This window comes from Micromonospora sp. NPDC049366 (assembly GCF_044466625.1).
GTDB lineage: Bacteria > Actinomycetota > Actinomycetes > Mycobacteriales > Micromonosporaceae > Micromonospora.
In genome coordinates, this window is sequence record NZ_JBITMV010000014.1 from 70,569 (window position 1) to 86,891 (window position 16,323).

Genomic DNA, 16,323 nt, shown 5'->3' on the forward strand with positions numbered 1-16,323 from the left:
AGCACACCGGACGGTTCAGCGACCCGCGACGATGCCGGCGTCGGAAGTGCCACAGAAAGGTTTCGGACGGCCGTCGCCGGGTCACGGGGCGCAGCGGCGACGCGGCCCCGCAGGGGCGCCGGGCCGGAGCGCCGTTCGCGGCCCGCCGGCCGGGACCGCCGACGGCACCGGACGGCGCGCCCGGCGGATCTCGGTCAGGCGGCCGTCCGGAGCGCGACCTCCACCCGGCGACGGACGTCGTCGAGGTCGACGCCGGCCTCGGTGAGCACGACCGCGGCCAGGCCGCCGCCCTCGCGGAGCAGGCCGAGCAGGATGTGCTCGGTGCCGATGTGGCGGTGCCGCAGTCGGATCGCCTCACGCAGGGACAGCTCCAGGACCTTCTTGGAGCGGGGGGAGAACGGACCGCCCGCGTAGCGACGGCGCCGGCCCCAGCGCCGGCGTGGCTCGGGCACCGCCTCGCGCAGCGCGTCCGGCCCGAAGGACTCCTCGATCCGGGCCACGATGGCGGCCAGGTCGATGCCGATCTCCCGCAGCGCCGCCGCGTCGGCGTCGCCGAGGCCGGCGCCCCCGTCGGCGGTGTGCCGCCGGATCCGTTCCCGCAGGTCGGCGGCTCTGACGCCGCCCTCGGTCAGCACCCGGCTGGCCAGGCTCGCCTCGTCGGCGAGCAGCGCCAGCAGCAGGTGCTCGGTGCCCACCGGCCGCTTGCCCTCGGCCCGGGCCTCGTCGCGGGCCCGGCGGACGATCTCGCGGGCCCGGTCGGTGAACCGTTCGAACATCACGCCTCCCAGGAGGTGGGGACCGCCGGTCTTCCGGCGTGCTTCTTGTGGACCGCCTGCCGGCTGACCTCGAGCGCGTCGGCGATCTCCTGCCAGGACCAGCCCTGTCGACGGGCGTTGTCGACCTGGACGACCTCCAGCCGCTCGAGCAGCCGGCGCAGCGCGCGGACGGCGCGCAGCCCGACGCGGGGGTCGGTGCTGCCGGCTGCCGCCGCGAGTTCCGTCGCCTGACTCATGCTGTCAACATACGTTGACAGCACCATTCCGTCAACCCTTGTTGACACAGGTGCGATCCCGCCCGCCGCCGCTGTCACGCGACTACCCTCGGTCGAGGGAGCTGGTCGTGCCGGGCCGCGACGCCCGGGAGGTGATGTCGGATGGCCGCATCCGCCGGCCCACGGGTGCTGGTGGGCCTCGGCTCGGAGCGCGACCTCCCGGTGGTCCAGCTGGCCGCGCAGGAGGCGATCGCGCACGGCCGAGCCCTGCACCTCGTGCACGCCTTCGACTGGAACATGGCCTTCCAGGCGGAGTCCGTGGCCTCGTCGCGGGACCACGCCGAGGACCTGATCGCCCGGGCCAACGACCTGGCCCGCGACCTCGAGTCGGAGCTGACCGTCACCGGCGAGATCGCCGAGGGCGGCACCGTGCCCATCCTGCTGCGCCGCTCCGAACAGGCCTTCCTGCTCGCCGTCGGAGACGGCGGGATGGCCGAGTGCGGCGAGTGCGTACCCGCCGAGGCGCCGCCGGTGCAGCTCGCCGCCCGGGCCAGCTGCCCGGTGCTGGTCGCCCGCCGGGAGCCACCGCCCCAGGGCCCGGTGCTGGTCGGCGTCGACTGCACCCCCAGCTCGTACACCGCACTGGCCTGGGCCTTCGACTGCGCCGCCCGGCGGGGTGCCCGGCTGATCGCCGTCCGGGCGGTCAACCCCGGTGAGCCGATGGAGGAGGCGCGCGACGTGCTCACCTCCGCCGTCGCCGAGTACGCCGAGCGGCACCCCGACGTGTCCGCCGAGTGCCACGCCATCCGCGGCGACCCCAGCGACATCCTGGTCGAACAGTCCCGATCGGCGCAGGTGGCGATGGTCGCCGCCCGCGGTGACGAACCGTCGCGGGGCATGCTCGGCGAGGTGGCGCAGTCCCTGCTCTACCACGCGCCGACCCCGGTGATCGTCGTCCGTGGGGTGGTCGGGACCGCCGGCGACGGGCCGCACCGCCCACCGGGGCGGGACCAACGGCCCTGAACCCACCCGCCCCGATCGGCCAGGCTGGACCGGCCGGAACGAGATCGCGCATCCGGATGCCGCATTCCCCCGACCGCGAGAGGCTCAGTCACCATGGACACCGCTCTCGACCTTCACGGCCCCCTGACCGGAGACGAGCTGCGTCGGCTGGACGCCTACTGGCGGGCCGCCAACTACCTGACCGTCGGGCAGATCTACCTGCTCGACAACCCGCTGCTGCGCAGGCCGCTGACCACCGAGGACATCAAACCCCGGCTGCTCGGCCACTGGGGCACGAGCCCCGGTCTGAACCTGCTCTACGCCCACCTCAACCGGGTCATCAGGGCGCGCGACCTCGACGCCATGTTCATCACCGGACCCGGCCACGGCGGCCCCGCCATCGTGGCCAACAGCTGGCTGGAGGGCACCTGGAGCGAGCGCTACCACGGGATCGACCGCGACGAGGCGGGCATGGCCCGGCTGTTCCGCCAGTTCTCCTTCCCCGGCGGCATTCCCAGCCACGTCGCGGCGGAGGTGCCGGGCTCGATCCACGAGGGCGGTGAGCTGGGGTACGCGCTCAGCCACGCGTACGGCGCCGCGTTCGACCACCCCGACCTGCTGGTGGCCTGCGTGATCGGCGACGGCGAGGCGGAGACCGGCCCGCTGGCGGGCAGCTGGCTGTCCAACGTCTTCCTCAACCCGGCCCGGGACGGGGCGGTCCTGCCCATCCTGCACCTCAACGGCTACAAGATCGCCAACCCGACCGTGCTGTCGCGCATCCCCGAACAGGACCTGCTCGACCTGATGCAGGGCTACGGCTACCAGCCGTACGTGGTCGCCGGCGACGACCCGGCCCGGGTGCACCAGCTGCTCGCCGCCACCCTGGACCGGGCCCTGGACGAGATCGCGGCCATCCAGCGGCGAGCCCGCTCCGGCGGCCCCGTGGAGCGCCCACGCTGGCCGATGATCATCATGCGGACGCCGAAGGGCTGGACCGGGCCCCACGACGTCGACGGCACCCACGTCGAGGGCACCTTCCGCGCCCACCAGGTCCCCCTGTCCGAGGTACGCGGCAACCCCGCGCACCTGGCCGCGCTGGAGGACTGGCTGCGCAGCTACCGACCGGAGGAGCTGTTCGACGCCACCGGCGGACCGGTCGCCGCACTGCTCGACCAGCAACCCACCGGCGACCGTCGGATGAGCGCCAACCCGGTGACCAACGGCGGGGTGGTGATGCGCGACCTGACCCTGCCCGACTTCCGGGAGTACGCCGTCGACGTGCCCCGACCCGGTGAGCCGGTGGCCGGTGCCACCGGGGTGCTCGGCAACTGGATCCGGGACGTCATCGCCGCCAACCCCGAGACGTTCCGGCTGTTCGGCCCGGACGAGGTGGCCTCCAACCGGCTCGGCGCCGCCTTCGAGGTCACCGACCGCACCTGGGTGGCGCAGCGGGTCCCCGGCGACGACCACCTCTCCCCCGACGGGCGGGTCATGGAGGTGCTCTCCGAGCACCTGTGCCAGGGCTGGCTGGAGGGCTACCTGCTGACCGGGCGGCACGGTGTCTTCACCAGCTACGAGGCGTTCATCCACATCGTCGACTCGATGGTCAACCAGCACGCGAAGTGGCTGAAGGTCACCCGGGCCATCCCGTGGCGGCAGCCGCTCCCCTCGCTGAACTACCTGCTCTCCAGCCACGTCTGGCGGCAGGACCACAACGGCTTCTCCCACCAGGACCCCGGCTTCATCGACCACGTCGTCAACAAGAAGGCCGAGGTGGTTCGCGTCTACCTGCCGGCGGACGCCAACACCCTGCTGTCCACCATGGACCACTGCCTGCGCAGCCGGCACTACATCAACGTGGTCGTCGCCGGCAAGCAGCCCGCCCCGAACTGGCTCACCATGGCCGAGGCGATCCAGCACACCCGGCGCGGCCTGGGCATCTGGGAGTGGGCCAGCACCGACGCGGGCGCCGAACCGGACGTGGTGCTCGCCTGCTGCGGCGACGTGCCGACGCTGGAGGCGCTGGCCGCCGCGGACCTGCTCCGCACCCACCTGCCCGACCTGAAGGTGCGGCTGGTCAACGTCGTCGACCTGATGCGGCTCCAACCGCCCACCGAGCACCCGCACGGGCTGCCCGACAAGGAGTTCGACACGATCTTCACCGCCGACCGGCCGGTCATCTTCGCCTACCACGGCTACCCGTGGCTGATCCACCGCCTCACCTACCGCCGCACCAACCACGGCAACCTGCACGTGCGCGGCTACAAGGAGGAGGGCACCACCACCACGCCGTTCGACATGGTGATGCTCAACGACCTGGACCGCTTCCACCTGGTCATCGACGTCATCGACCGGGTGCCGGGGCTGGCCGCCCGCGCCGCCCACCTGCGCCAGGAGATGGTCGACCTGCGGCAGGAGTGCCGGGACTACACCCGCGAGCACGGCGAGGACGACCCGCGGGTGTCGGAGTGGCGGTGGATCCGCGAGTCCGACCCGAGCCTGCGGAGCGGGCAGTGAGCGGCGGTCCGATCCTGGTCGGCTACGACGGCTCCCCCGACGCCGGGCAGGCCCTGGCCTGGGCGCTGGACGAGGCGGGCCGCAGCGGGCGGCCGGTCCGGCTGGCGTACGTCTTCGAATGGGTCACCGTGGTCGGCTGGCTCGGCCCGGGCGTGGCCCCCGGCGTCTGGCCCGACGAGACCGCCCGCCGCGAGATCGAGCAACTCGTTCACCGTGCCGCCGCCGACGCCACCGCCGCCCACCCCGACCTCGACGTCGCCGGTGACCTGCTCGACGGGCCGCCCGCGCTGGTCCTGCAGGAACGGTCCGCGCAGGCCGACCTGCTGGTGCTCGGCGGCCGCGGTCACGGCGGGTTCGGCGGGCTGCTCGTCGGCTCCACCGCGGTGGCCGTCACCGCGCACGCCCACTGCCCGGTGATCGTCGTCCGCAGCCCGTCCGGGACCGCCCCGGCCGCGCCCGCCGACGGGCCGGTGGTGGTCGGGTTCGACGGCTCCGACCCGTCGCTCGTCGCGCTCGACTTCGCGGTCGAGCGGGCGGAGCAGCGTGGGGTGCCGCTGCGGGTCGTCCGGGCCTGGTCACCCTCGGGCCCGCCCTGGCGGGGCGGGACCGCGCCGACCGACCAGGAGGCCGCCCTGGCCGCGGAGCGCGAGGCGGTGGAGGAGGCCCTCGCACCGGTGCGGAGCTCCTACCCCGACCTGACCGTCACCGTCGACGTGGCGGCCGGGAGCGCCGCGTCGCTGCTGGTCGAGGCGAGCGGCTCCGCCCAACTCGTCGCGGTGGGCAGCCGGGGGCGTGGTGGGCTGCGCGGCATGCTGCTCGGCTCGGTGAGTCAGCAACTCATCCAGCACGCGCGCAGCCCGGTCGCCGTGGTCCGGGAACGCTGAGACGGGCCCAACGGCCCGGGTGCGGCGGGACCTGCGTACCGTGCGGCGGCCCGCGGGATGTCGCACGATGAAGCGGCAACCCGCCCCGCACGGCCCGCGGGACGAGGCACGATGGGCGCATAACGAAAGGTCGTGACGATGAGCCAGGAGAGCCCGGCGAGTGACCGCCCGCTGACCACCGCGCTCGTGGAGGCCGCCGCGACCGCCGGCCACGCTCCCTCGGTGCACAACACCCAGCCGTGGCAGTGGCGGGTGTTGCCCGAGGCGTTGGAGCTGCGGATGGTCCGCGCCCGGCAGTTGTCCGCCGCCGACCCGCAGGCCCGGCTGCTCGTGCTCAGCTGCGGCACGGCCCTGCACCACGCCCGGGTGGCGCTCGCCGCCGAGGGGTGGACGCCGGTGGTCGAGCGGCTGCCCGACCCGGCCGAGCCGGAGCTGCTGGCCCGGCTGACCGGCCTGCGCCACACCGGGCCGGACGCCGAGGCGATGCGGTTGGTGCAGTGCATGCAGGTCCGGCAGACGGACCGCCGGCCGGTCAGCGACGAGCCGGTGCCGGACGGCGCCGTCGAGGAGATCGCCGGTGTGGTCTCCGCCGAGGGTTGCCGGCTGGAGATCCTCGACGCCGATCAGGTGCTGGAGCTGGCCGCGGCGGCCTCCCGCGCCGGAGTGGTCGAGGCGGAGGACCCGGAGACCCGCGAGGAGCTGGACTACTGGACCAACCGGGCCGACACCGGCACCGGCCTCCCGGCGGAGGTGCTTCCCGAGCAGGCACCGCAGACCACCGTGCCGGGCCGCGACTTCGGCCGCCCCGGCAGCCTGCCGGTCGGCCCCGGGCACGACCGCGCCGCGGTCTACGCGGTGCTGCACAGCGACGAGGACGAGCCGGAGAACTGGCTGCGCGCCGGGGAGGCGCTCTCCGCCGCCTGGCTGACCGCGACCCGGCTCGGCGTCTCCATGGTGCCGCTCAGCGGCGTCGTCGAGGTGGCGGCGACCCGGCAGACGCTGCGCCAGCTGCTGGCCGGGCTCGGTTTCCCCTACCTGGCGCTGCGGCTGGGGATCGCCGACCCGAACCAGGCCGGCCCGCCGCACACGCCGCGGCTGGCGACCGAGCAGGTGGTGGACACCTCCGCCGTACGCGGACAACACGACTGACCGATCGAGCAACGCGGCCGGCACCGTTAGCATCGCCTCGTGCCCAGCAGAACACCGCACCCTCGACCGGAGGCCCGAACGACGCCGTCGCTCGGTCTGACGCCGCTGTCGCGGGTCCGTCTCGACGAGCTGCTCCACGAGATGCTGGACCGGGTCGGCGAGGTGGTGACCAGCCGGGAACGGCTCCGGGCCCTGCTCGACGCCGTGGTGGGCATCGGCACCGACCTCGACCTGCGCAGCACCCTGAAACGCATCGTGCAGGCGGCCTGCGAACTGGTCGGCGCCCGCTACGGCGCGCTCGGGGTGGTCGGGCCGGACCGGCTGCTGCACGACTTCATCGTCCACGGCATTCCCCCCGAGCTGCACGCGAAGATCGGCGACCTGCCGCACGGGCGCGGGGTCCTCGGCCTGCTGATCGACGAACCGCGTCCGCTGCGGATGCCGGACATCACCCAGCACCCCGACTCCTACGGCTTCCCGCCGAACCACCCGCCGATGCACAGCTTCCTCGGTGTGCCGGTGCGCATCCGCGACCACGTCTTCGGCAACCTCTACCTGGCCGAGAAGCAGGGCAGCGCGGAGTTCACCGAGGACGACGAGGAGATCGTCGTGGCGCTCGCGGCGGCGGCCGGCGTCGCCATCGAGAACGCGCGGCTCTACGCCCTCGCGCACCGGCGGGAACGCTGGCTGGCCGCCACCGCCGAGATCACCTCACTGCTGCTCGGTGAGGTGCGCCGCACCGACGCGCTGACGCTGGTGGCCCGCCGGGCGCGGGAGGTGGCCGAGGCGGAGCTGGCCCTCGTCCTGCTGCACGACCCGGAGGCCGACGTGTTCACCGTCGAGGTCGTCGACGGTGGCGACGAGTCGGCCGCGACGCTGGTCGGCACCGTGCTGCCCGCCGCCGAGACCAGTTTCGGCCGCGCCGCCGCCGAGGGCCGCCACGACCAGGTGGACGACCTCGCTCACGCGGCGCCCTGGCCGGCCCTGCTGCGCACCGGCCCGGCGGTGATCGCCCCGCTCGCCACCGCCGACACCCTCCACGGCGTCCTGGTGATCGCCCATCCGCAGGAGCGCGGCGGCGGCGCGACCGACGACGACGTGACCCTGCTGGGCAGCTTCGCCGGTCAGGCCGCCCTGGCCATGGAACGCGCCCGGGGCCAGGAGGAACGGGAGCTGCTGGTGGTCCTGGAGGACCGCGAGCGGATCGCCCGCGACCTGCACGACGTGGTGATTCAGCGGCTCTTCGCCACCGGCCTGCACCTGCAGAGCACGGCGCCGATGAGCGCCCGGCCCGAGCTGACCAAGCGGATCAACGCGGCCGTCGACGACCTGGACGCCACCATCAAGGACATTCGGCGGACCATCTTCGAGCTGCGCACCCCGATGAGCGCCGCGCTGCGCACCGAGATCCGCGAGGCGATCGAGGTGGCCGCCGAGTCGCTGGGCTACCGCCCGAGCCTGGAACTGGTGGGGCCGATCGACAGTGCCGTCCCGGACGCGCTGCGACCCGACCTCACCGCCGTGCTGCGCGAGGCCCTCTCCAACGCCGTACGCCACGCGCAGGCCCACCGCGTCGCCGTCACCGTGCGCGTCGACGGCGGGCGGGTGTCGGTGACGGTCACCGACGACGGGGTGGGCTGCGACCCGGCCGCCGCCCGCGGGGGCCTGGTCAACCTGCGCGAACGCGCCGAGCGCCACGGCGGCGCCTTCGAGGTACGCCCCGCGCACCCCCAAGGCACCGAACTGCGCTGGTCCGCCCCCCTGACCCCCTGACCCACACTCTCCCCGCCCCCGTTCTTCCCGCGATCTTGCAGTTTCGGCCCCGGGATGAGGGAGGAGCAGGGCGTCGGGCGGGCACCAGGTGCAAGATCGGCGCGGCGCGGGCCGGGGTGGGGTGGGGTGGGGTGGCGCCGGGAGTGGAGTGGCCGAGGTCAGTGGCGTTGGCCCAGGAGGCGGGTGGCCAGGACGGCGGCCTGGGTGCGGCGCTCCAGGCCGAGCTTGGCCAGCACGCTGGAGACGTAGTTCTTCACCGTCTTCTCCGCCAGGAACATCTTGCCGGCGATCTCCCGGTTGGTGAGCCCCTCGGCCACGTACTCCAGGATGCGTCGCTCCTGGTCGGTCAACGCCTTCAGCTCCGACGGCTGCTCCACGCCGCTGCGGATGCGGTCCAGCACCCGGGTGGTGATCGCCGGGTCGAGCAGCGACTGCCCGGCCGCCACCCGGCGCACCGCGTCGACCAGGTCGGTGCCGCGGATCTGCTTCAGCACGTAACCGGCGGCGCCGGCCATGATGGCCGCGAACAGCGCCTCGTCGTCCTCGTACGACGTGAGGATCAGGCCCTTGATGCTGGAGTCCACGGCCCGGACGTCCCGGCACACGTCGATGCCGTTGCCGTCGGGCAGCCGCGCGTCGAGGATCGCCACGTCGGGCCGCAGCGCGGGGATCCGGCGGGCCGCCTCCGCCGCGGAGCCGGACTCGCCGACCACCTCGATGTCGCCGCTGCTGGTCAGCAGGTCGGCAAGGCCACGACGGACGACCTCGTGGTCGTCGAGCAGGAACACCCGGATCATCCCTCGTTTCTACCCGCTGGCGTTCCCGGCCGCACGGGCCGAAGGTCCCGACCCCGGCGACCCGCGGCGGGGCTTCCGGTCCCGGCTGCTCGGGACGTCCGGCCCTGCCCGCCGCCACCCGTGCGGAGGCACGGTTGACCTGCACACCCCGGTCGGCGCACCACCCGCCGACCCGGGTCGACCAGCTCGCCGAGTTGGAGAAGGAGCACCGCCATGGAGACCGGCTACACGGCCGCGCAACTGCGGGCAGCCGCCACGGACGCCGTCCGCGCGCCGTCCCTGCACAACACCCAGCCGTGGCGGTTCCGGCTGCGCGACGGCGGGATCGAGGTGCGCAGCGATCCGGCCCGCCGGCTGCCGGCCACCGACCCGACCGGCTGGGGCGTACGCGTCGCCTGCGGAGCGGCCCTGTTCAACCTGCGTCTCGCCCTCGCGATGGCCGGCACGCCCGCCACGGTGCGACTGCGCCCCCACCCGGCCGAGCCGGACGTGCTGGCGCTGCTGCGTCCGGCCGCCCCGCGCCGGCCCAGCCCCGGCGAGCAGGCCCTGTACGCCGCGATCCCCCGCCGGTTCAGCAACCGCGCGCCGTTCTGGCCGGACCCGGTGCCGGCCGACGCCCGGTGGCGACTCGGCGAGGCGGCCCGGGCCGAGCAGTGCTGGCTGGAGCTGCTGATCGGGGTGAGCGCGGTGGCCGCGTTCGCCGAGATCGCCCGCGGTGCGCACCGCGTGCTCGAACGCGACCCGACCTACCGGGCGGAGCGCGACGAGTGGGTACGCACCGAGCCCTCCCCCGACGGGATACCCGCCGCGGCCGGCGGCCCTCAGGGCGAGCCGCAGGACCTGCTGCCCACCCGGGGCTTCGGTGGCCTGGACCGGGCGCCGGGACGCGACTTCGAACCGGAGCCCCTGGTGGCGGTGCTCGGCTCGCCCGGCAACACCGCCGTCGACCAGGTCGTCGCCGGGCAGGCGTTGCAGCGGGTGCTGCTCGCCGCCACGGATTCGGGGCTGGCGGTGTCGATGCTGTCCCAGCCGATCGAGGTGCCGTCGGCGCGCGAGCAGCTGCGACAGTCGCTGGGCCGGTTCGGTACGCCGCAGATGGTGATGCGGATCGGCTACGGCCAGCCGGGTCGCCCGACCCCCCGCCGCCCGGTCGACGAGGTGCTCGACCTGCCGGTACCGCACCCCTGACCGAGGGCGCCCTCCGACGCGCGGGCCGGTCGGATCAGGCCGTGGCCGCGGCGAGCAGGGCCGCCTCGCGTGCCGGGTCCAGGCCGACCGGGGCGCGGGCCGGCCGACCGGCCCGCGCCGGCACCGTGCCCACCTCCCCCAGCCACCGCCAGGTGTCGGCGACCGTCTCGGCCACCGGACGGCAGGTGAGCCCCGCCGCGTACGCGCGCGTGACGTCGCGCTCCTGCAACCAGCGGTACGGGTGGCCGAGCGGCACCCAGATCGGCAGGTCGTTCCAGGGCACCACGTCGGCGGCCAGAATGGGCTCGGGCGGGGTCCAGCGCAGCCGGGCGTCCGCACCGGTCACCGTCACGCACGCGTCGAGCAGCTCACCCATGGTGGCGTGCCCGGGCCGGCTCACCACGTTGAACGCCCCGCCGAGCCCCGCCACTGCCGCGTCCAGCAGCCAGGACGCCAGGTCCCGCACGTCGACGTACTGCAGGGGCAGGTCGACCGGGCCGGGCGCCAGCACGTCGCCGCCGCGCGCGATCCGCGTCAACCACCACGGCAGGCGGCCGATGTCCTCACCGGGGCCGAGGATCAGCCCGGCCCGGGCGAGCAGCGCCCGCTCACCGAACACCGCCCGCACCGCGCGTTCCGCGCCGGCCTTGTTCCGCGGATAGTCGCCGTCGTCGTCGTCCGCCGCCGCGTCGACCACCGGGGCGTCCTCGTCCGAGCCCGGCTCGACCGGTTCGGCGTAGACGGACCCGCTGGACACGTACACGTAGCGACCGACGGACGCGACCAGCCGGCGGGCGGCGTCGAACGCCGCCCGTGGCGCGCCGTCCCAGGTGTCCACCACCACGTCCCACTCGCCGCCGGCCAACGCGGCCAGGCCGCCGGGGGTCGTGCGGTCACCGCGCAGCCACCGTACGCCGTCGGGGCGCACGCCGTGCAGGCCGCGGTTGAACACCGTCACCGACCAGCCCCGGCGCGCCCCCTCGGCGACAGTCGCGCCACCCACGAACCCGGTTCCACCCAGCATCAGCAGTCTCATGGGCCCACTGTGCCGGGAGCGGACGCCGACCGGGGTCGATGTTCACGGTCAGCGGATCTGCCGACAGCAGACAGCGGCAGCAAAAAACGCCCCGGTCCGCGTTCTCCGCGGGCAGGGGCGCTCCGAACTGGTGGGCGATACTGGGTTTGAACCAGTGACCTCTTCCGTGTCAAGGAAGCGCGCTCCCACTGCGCCAATCGCCCGTGGTGACCACCGCCCGAGCCCAGAAAGCCGGGCAGCCGATCAGGGCGGTTCGCGAGCGGACGACGGGATTCGAACCCGCGACCCTCACCTTGGCAAGGTGATGCGCTACCAGCTGCGCTACGTCCGCGTGTCGCCGGCGCTCGCTGGCGACAGGTGAACTCTACCCGACGCCAAGATCGCCCCGACGGGGGCCCCACGGTCGGAGGGTTGCGCCGCGCGGCGTCCGGGTACAGAGGCCTCCGACAGCGCACCACATCCCCCAGGACAAGGAGGCTGTCGTGGGTATCGGAACCAGCATCTTCCTGATCGCGCTCGGCGCGATCCTCACCTTCGCGCTCGACGCGAGCCTCGGCGGCATCGACCTCGACGTCGTGGGCTGGATCCTGATGGCGGCCGGCGTGCTCGGCCTCATCATGACCACCCTGATCTGGGGCCGCCGCCGCCAGGTGGTCACCACCAGCGAGCCCGCCGTCCACACCCGGGTGGAGGAGCCGGTGGAGTACCGCCGGGTCGAGGAACGCCGGGACGTCGCCCCGCCGCTGTGACCGCTCGACGATGATCGTCCCCGCTCCGGGGACGGACGCACGCCCGGACCGCCCGTCGGGTCGGCCGCCTCGGTCGAGGCGGCCGACCTGACATGGTCGCGGCTCAGCGCATCAACGCGTTGAGCGTGCCGTAGTCGAGGGCATCGGCCAGCGCCCCGTACGTGCCGGAACCGAACGCCTCGTCGGCCGCCCGCCGCGCCACCCCGTACGCGGCCTCCGCCACCGCTGAGCCGAGACTCACCCGGGCCACCCCGATCCGGGCCAACTCGGGCACCGTCGGAGCACCCGGCCCCACCAGCACGTTCAACGGCGCCGGCACCGCCTCCACGAGCGTGCGGACCGTGGCCGGGTCCACCACACCCGGAACGAAGATGCCGTCCGCGCCCGCCGCCAGGTACGCGCCCGCCCGCGCCACGGTCTCCTCGACGCCCGCCACGCCCCGCAGGAACGTGTCGACCCGGGCGTTGACGAACAGCGGCACGCCGACCTCGTCCGCCGCCGCCCGGGCCGCCGCGATCCGCTCGCACTGGTCCGCCACGTCGCGCAGCGGCGCGCCCTCGTCGTGGCGGGCGTCCTCGATGTTCACGCCGACCGCCCCGGCGGCCAGCACCTCCCGCACGGTGACGCCGACCTCCGCCGGCGTCGCCCCGAATCCCGACTCGATGTCCGCGGTGACCGGCAGCGGGACCGCGGCGGCGACCCGGCGCACCAAGCCGACGGCCGCGTCACGCCCCAGGGCGTCACCGTCCGGCACGCCGAGGCTCCAGGCGACGCCGGCGCTGGTGGTGGCCACCGCGCGGGCGCCGGCCGACGCCACGATCCGGGCGCTGGCGACGTCCCAGGCGTTGACGAGCACCAGTGGTGACCCGGGGGTGTGCAGGGATCGAAAGAGCTCAGCTCGGGTGAGGATGTCAGTCACCCGGCAAGTCTCGGACGTCCCCGCCCGGAGCAGTATTGTTTCAGTCCCAGCTGAATCCACCGGGGGTGCCGTGGTCGCGATCGGACTGTCGGCGGGTGGCGTCGCCCGCATCCGGTTCGCGGTCTCCTGCCTCTGGGAGGTGGTCGCGAGCCTCCGCGTGCTGCGTGACCCCGGCGACCACGCGGTCCACCTGCGCTGGGTGCGCCGGGTCCGCCCACGGCTGACCGAGGCGCGGCTCGTCGGCCCCGACGCCGGGCTGCTCTGGCAGCTCGTGCCCGCCCCGCCCGGCTACCTCGCCGACTTCCTCACCCCGCCTCCCGCCGGCCTCCACGCCGACCTGGACACCGAGCTGGCCGCGCTGCGGGACACCCCGGCCGGCACGGTCCGCGCGCACCTCGACCTCTATCCGGGTACGCGCACCCCGGCACTCGCCGCCCTGCACGCCGACCCGGTGGCCGGGCTGCGGCGGCTGGCCGAGGAGATCCGGGCGTACTGGCGGATCGCCCTGGCCCCCGACTGGCCCCGGCTGCGACTGCTGCTCGACGCGGACGTGTCCGCCCGCGCCCGCCGACTGGCCGAGGACGGCGCCGGCGCGCTCCTCAACGACCTGCACCAGCAGGTCCGGTGGGAGGACGACACCCTGCTCATCGCGCAGCGGCACTGCCTCGCCCCGGACGTGCCGGAACGCCCCGGACTGGTGCTCGTCCCGTCCGTCTTCGTGTGGCCGTCGGTGCTCAGCGTCTCCGCCGGTGACCCGCCGCAACTCGCGTACCCGGCGCGCGGCCTCGCCACGCTCTGGGAACGCCCGCCCGGCGTGCCGGACGCCCTCGCGGCGGTCGTCGGCCGTGGACGGGCCCGGCTCCTCGCCGAGCTGGCCGCGCCGACGAGCACCAGCGAGCTGGCCCGGCGCACCGGCATGTCACCCGGCGGCGTGTCCCAGCACCTCACCGCCCTACGGGCGGCCGGCCTGGTGGTGACCCACCGGCGGGGCCGGATGCTGCTGAGCGCACGCACCGACCTGGCGGACGCGCTGCTCTCCGCCGCGGCCTGAGCAGCGGCGCGGCGGAGAACAGCGCGGCGACTTGAGCAGCGCCGCGCTCGACCGGTCAGAACTCCAGCACCAGCCGGCCCCGGACCCCGCCCGCCTCCAGCAGCCGGTGTGCCCGGGCCGCCTGCTCGGCGGGAAGCCGGTCGGCGACGCGTGGCGTCAGGTCGCCCTCCTCCACGAGGCCGCGGAGCAGGTCGAGCTTGTCGCGGCGTCCGTCGTAGGCGTGCACGAACACCGGCACCAGCGTCACGCCGCGGCGGGCCGCGCCCGCCAGGTCCGCCGGACCGGCTCCGCGCAGCACCGCCACGGCACCGCCGTCACGGACCGCCGCCAGCAGCTCGGCACCGACCAGCGCCGCGTCGACGGCGACGTCGGCGCCGTCGGGCGCGAGCGCGCGGAAGCGGTCGGCGACCCCCGGACCGCGCTCCACCACCGCGTCCGCGCCGAGCGCGGTGACCAGCTCGCGGTCTCGCGGCGCGGCGTCGGCCAGCACCCGGTGTCCGGCGGCCACGGCCAGCTGGACGGCGTACCCGCCGACCGCACCGGCAGCGCCCGTGACGACGACCGTGGCACCCGGCGGCAGTGGCCCCAACTGGTCCAGGGCGTGCAGGGCGGTGAGGCCGTTCATGGGCAGGGTGGCCGCCTCGGCGTGGGACACACCGACCGGCGCCGGCACCACCCACGACGCGGGGAGGACGACCCACTCTGCGTACCCGCCGCCGTCGGGTCGGGTGGGGTTGACCATGGCCATCACGGAGTCACCGATCGCGAGACCGGCACCGCCACCGGGCCCGATCTCGTCGACGACGCCGGCGACGTCCAGGCCGGGGATGAGGGGCCGGTCGCCGTGCCGCCGCACCGCCGAGGCCCCGGTGCGGATCAGAGTGTCCGCCGGGTTGACCGCCGCCGCGTGGACGCGGACGCGCACCTCGCCCGGTCCCGCGTGCGGCGTCGGCACGTCGACGATCCGAAGGACCTCGGGGCCGCCGTACCGGAGCAGTCCGACCGCTCTCACTCGTATCTCCCTCCGGTGTGGGGTGGCCGGTGACCGGCCACCCCGGTGGCGGTGCCGTTCAGGCCGGCGTCTGGGTCGTGCCGGTGGCGGACGCCCGCTCGACCGCGGCGATGAGCCGGTGCCGGCGCAGCGCGTGCGCGAAGTCGGGCGCGTTGCGGGTGCCGTCGGCCAGATCGCGCGCGAACTCACCGTAGAGCCGTGCGACGCCCGCGGCCGGGGTCCCGACCAACTCGGTCGGCACATCCGCCCGGTAGGACTCGGGGACCTCGATGGGCTCGACCGTTCGGTCCGAGCCCCGGCCACCCGCCAGGGTCAGGTGACTGACCTGCATGTTGCCGGACTCGGCGCGTACCACGAGGTCGCCCTCGGTGCCGTTGATCTCCCAACGGAAGTTGCCGGCGCGGGACGCGCCGCCCCGGTAGAAGACCGAGGCGGCGGCGCCTCCGACCAGGGTCCCGATCAGCGCGACCTGGTCCGCCACGGTCACCGGGACGGTGCTGCCGTCCTCCGTGACCGTCGCCCGCTTCCGCCCGTTGACCAGGTTCGCCGTCACCGACTCGAACTCGCCGAGGACGGCGTGCAACGGGTCCACGGCGTGCAGGGTCGGGGAGGTGAGCGGCGTGGCGCCGTTCGCCTCGTCCAGCCAGTACGCCTGGCCGTGGTGGGCCACCTCGCCGCCCCAGACCATGCCGGAGCCCACCATGGTGGTGCCCAGCACCCGGCCGACGTACCCGTCCCGGACGAGATCACGGGCCAGTCGCACCTCGGGCGCGTACCGGCCCTGAAGTCCGACGACCGTGCGGACGCCGGCCTTCGCGGCGTGGTCGGCGAGCCGCTGCGCCTCGGCCAGCCCGTTGCCCAGCGGCCACTCGCTGTAGACCATCTTGCCCGCGTCCAGCGCCGCGGTGATCAGGGCGAGGTGCTCGCTGACCTTGACCGACACGACGACGAGGTCGACGCCGGGGTGCGCGATGAGGTCCCGGTGATCGTGGAAGCCGGGCACCCCGTAGCGGGCGGCGGCGGCCTGGGCCGAGCTGGGCCGGGAGGTGCTGACCGCGCGCAGTTCGAACGCGGGCGAGGCGGCGAGCGCCGGGATGTGGCCGACGGAGGCCCATCCCGAGGTACTGCCGCCGATGATGCCGACTCCGATGGGTTCCATGACGAGCTCCTCTGGGACATATCTGGAGCGTTTGCTCCACTATTCGGGCAGGGGTTGAGGGCGGACACGGTCCGCAGCGTTCAGTCCGGGCAGCTC

At 74.7% G+C, this 16,323-nt stretch carries 15 protein-coding genes and 2 tRNA genes; 8 read left to right on the forward strand and 9 right to left on the reverse strand.

Annotation, left to right across the window (positions count from 1 at the left end; genetic code table 11):
- Positions 1–194: 194 nt before the first annotated feature.
- Together ACIBTV_RS20390 and ACIBTV_RS20395 are read right to left on the reverse strand one after the other, a co-directional pair.
- Positions 195–776: a Clp protease N-terminal domain-containing protein gene (locus ACIBTV_RS20390; protein WP_396707012.1), complete on the reverse strand. Its 582-nt coding sequence runs from the start codon at positions 774–776 to the stop codon at positions 195–197.
- On the reverse strand, positions 776–1,012 hold the full coding sequence (locus tag ACIBTV_RS20395; RefSeq protein ID WP_091590425.1) for an HTH domain-containing protein: 237 nt from the start codon (positions 1,010–1,012) through the stop codon (positions 776–778). Before ACIBTV_RS20395 ends, ACIBTV_RS20390 begins: the two co-directional genes overlap by 1 nt.
- Positions 1,013–1,153: 141 nt before the next feature.
- On the opposite strand from ACIBTV_RS20395, the gene ACIBTV_RS20400 reads away from it, so the two are divergent.
- The 5 genes from ACIBTV_RS20400 to ACIBTV_RS20420 all read left to right on the forward strand — a co-directional run bounded on the left by ACIBTV_RS20400 (position 1,154) and on the right by ACIBTV_RS20420 (position 8,316).
- Positions 1,154–2,014, forward strand: a complete 861-nt coding sequence (locus ACIBTV_RS20400) for a universal stress protein (protein ID WP_396707014.1) — start codon at positions 1,154–1,156, stop codon at positions 2,012–2,014.
- 93 nt (positions 2,015–2,107) lie between these two features.
- On the forward strand, positions 2,108–4,510 hold the full coding sequence (locus tag ACIBTV_RS20405) for a phosphoketolase (RefSeq protein ID WP_396707016.1): 2,403 nt from the start codon (positions 2,108–2,110) through the stop codon (positions 4,508–4,510).
- Complete coding sequence (locus ACIBTV_RS20410; protein WP_396707017.1) at positions 4,507–5,394, forward strand: universal stress protein; 888 nt, start codon at positions 4,507–4,509, stop codon at positions 5,392–5,394. The genes ACIBTV_RS20405 and ACIBTV_RS20410 overlap by 4 nt, the downstream gene beginning before the upstream one ends.
- A 138-nt stretch (positions 5,395–5,532) precedes the next feature.
- Entirely contained in the window at positions 5,533–6,543 is a 1,011-nt protein-coding gene (locus ACIBTV_RS20415; RefSeq protein WP_396707019.1) for an Acg family FMN-binding oxidoreductase, read from the forward strand.
- A gap of 96 nt (positions 6,544–6,639) precedes the next feature.
- Entirely contained in the window at positions 6,640–8,316 is a 1,677-nt protein-coding gene (locus tag ACIBTV_RS20420; RefSeq protein WP_396707233.1) for a GAF domain-containing protein, read from the forward strand.
- A 158-nt stretch (positions 8,317–8,474) separates the two neighbouring features.
- Here ACIBTV_RS20420 and ACIBTV_RS20425 read toward each other — a convergent pair whose 3' ends face one another.
- A complete protein-coding gene (locus ACIBTV_RS20425; protein WP_396707021.1) occupies positions 8,475–9,113 on the reverse strand; it encodes a response regulator in 639 nt (212 codons plus the stop codon).
- 213 nt (positions 9,114–9,326) lie between these two features.
- Between ACIBTV_RS20425 and ACIBTV_RS20430 the strand changes: the two genes are divergently transcribed.
- On the forward strand, positions 9,327–10,301 hold the full coding sequence (locus tag ACIBTV_RS20430) for an Acg family FMN-binding oxidoreductase (protein ID WP_396707023.1): 975 nt from the start codon (positions 9,327–9,329) through the stop codon (positions 10,299–10,301).
- A gap of 34 nt (positions 10,302–10,335) precedes the next feature.
- On the opposite strand, the gene ACIBTV_RS20435 is transcribed toward ACIBTV_RS20430, so the two are convergent.
- From ACIBTV_RS20435 to ACIBTV_RS20445, 3 genes are all read right to left on the reverse strand, one after another.
- A complete protein-coding gene (locus tag ACIBTV_RS20435; protein ID WP_396707025.1) occupies positions 10,336–11,337 on the reverse strand; it encodes an NAD-dependent epimerase/dehydratase family protein in 1,002 nt (333 codons plus the stop codon).
- 128 nt (positions 11,338–11,465) lie between these two features.
- A tRNA-Val gene (locus tag ACIBTV_RS20440) sits at positions 11,466–11,540 on the reverse strand.
- A gap of 55 nt (positions 11,541–11,595) precedes the next feature.
- Positions 11,596–11,668: transfer RNA gene (locus ACIBTV_RS20445), tRNA-Gly, on the reverse strand.
- Between the two features lie 151 nt (positions 11,669–11,819).
- Between ACIBTV_RS20445 and ACIBTV_RS20450 the strand changes: the two genes are divergently transcribed.
- Positions 11,820–12,086, forward strand: a complete 267-nt coding sequence (locus ACIBTV_RS20450) for a DUF6458 family protein (protein WP_396707027.1) — start codon at positions 11,820–11,822, stop codon at positions 12,084–12,086.
- Positions 12,087–12,189: 103 nt separating this feature from the next.
- Here the strand turns inward: ACIBTV_RS20450 and ACIBTV_RS20455 are convergent, their stop codons facing one another.
- On the reverse strand, positions 12,190–13,005 hold the full coding sequence (locus ACIBTV_RS20455) for an isocitrate lyase/phosphoenolpyruvate mutase family protein (protein ID WP_396707029.1): 816 nt from the start codon (positions 13,003–13,005) through the stop codon (positions 12,190–12,192).
- Between the two features lie 70 nt (positions 13,006–13,075).
- Between ACIBTV_RS20455 and ACIBTV_RS20460 the strand changes: the two genes are divergently transcribed.
- Positions 13,076–14,056, forward strand: coding sequence for a helix-turn-helix domain-containing protein (locus ACIBTV_RS20460; RefSeq protein ID WP_396707031.1), 981 nt, complete (start codon positions 13,076–13,078; stop codon positions 14,054–14,056).
- Positions 14,057–14,111: 55 nt separating this feature from the next.
- On the opposite strand, the gene ACIBTV_RS20465 is transcribed toward ACIBTV_RS20460, so the two are convergent.
- Entirely contained in the window at positions 14,112–15,068 is a 957-nt protein-coding gene (locus tag ACIBTV_RS20465; protein ID WP_396707033.1) for an NADP-dependent oxidoreductase, read from the reverse strand.
- Between the two features lie 58 nt (positions 15,069–15,126).
- Positions 15,127–16,227: a Gfo/Idh/MocA family protein gene (locus tag ACIBTV_RS20470; RefSeq protein WP_396707035.1), complete on the reverse strand. Its 1,101-nt coding sequence runs from the start codon at positions 16,225–16,227 to the stop codon at positions 15,127–15,129.
- Between the last annotated feature and the right edge of the window lie 96 nt (positions 16,228–16,323).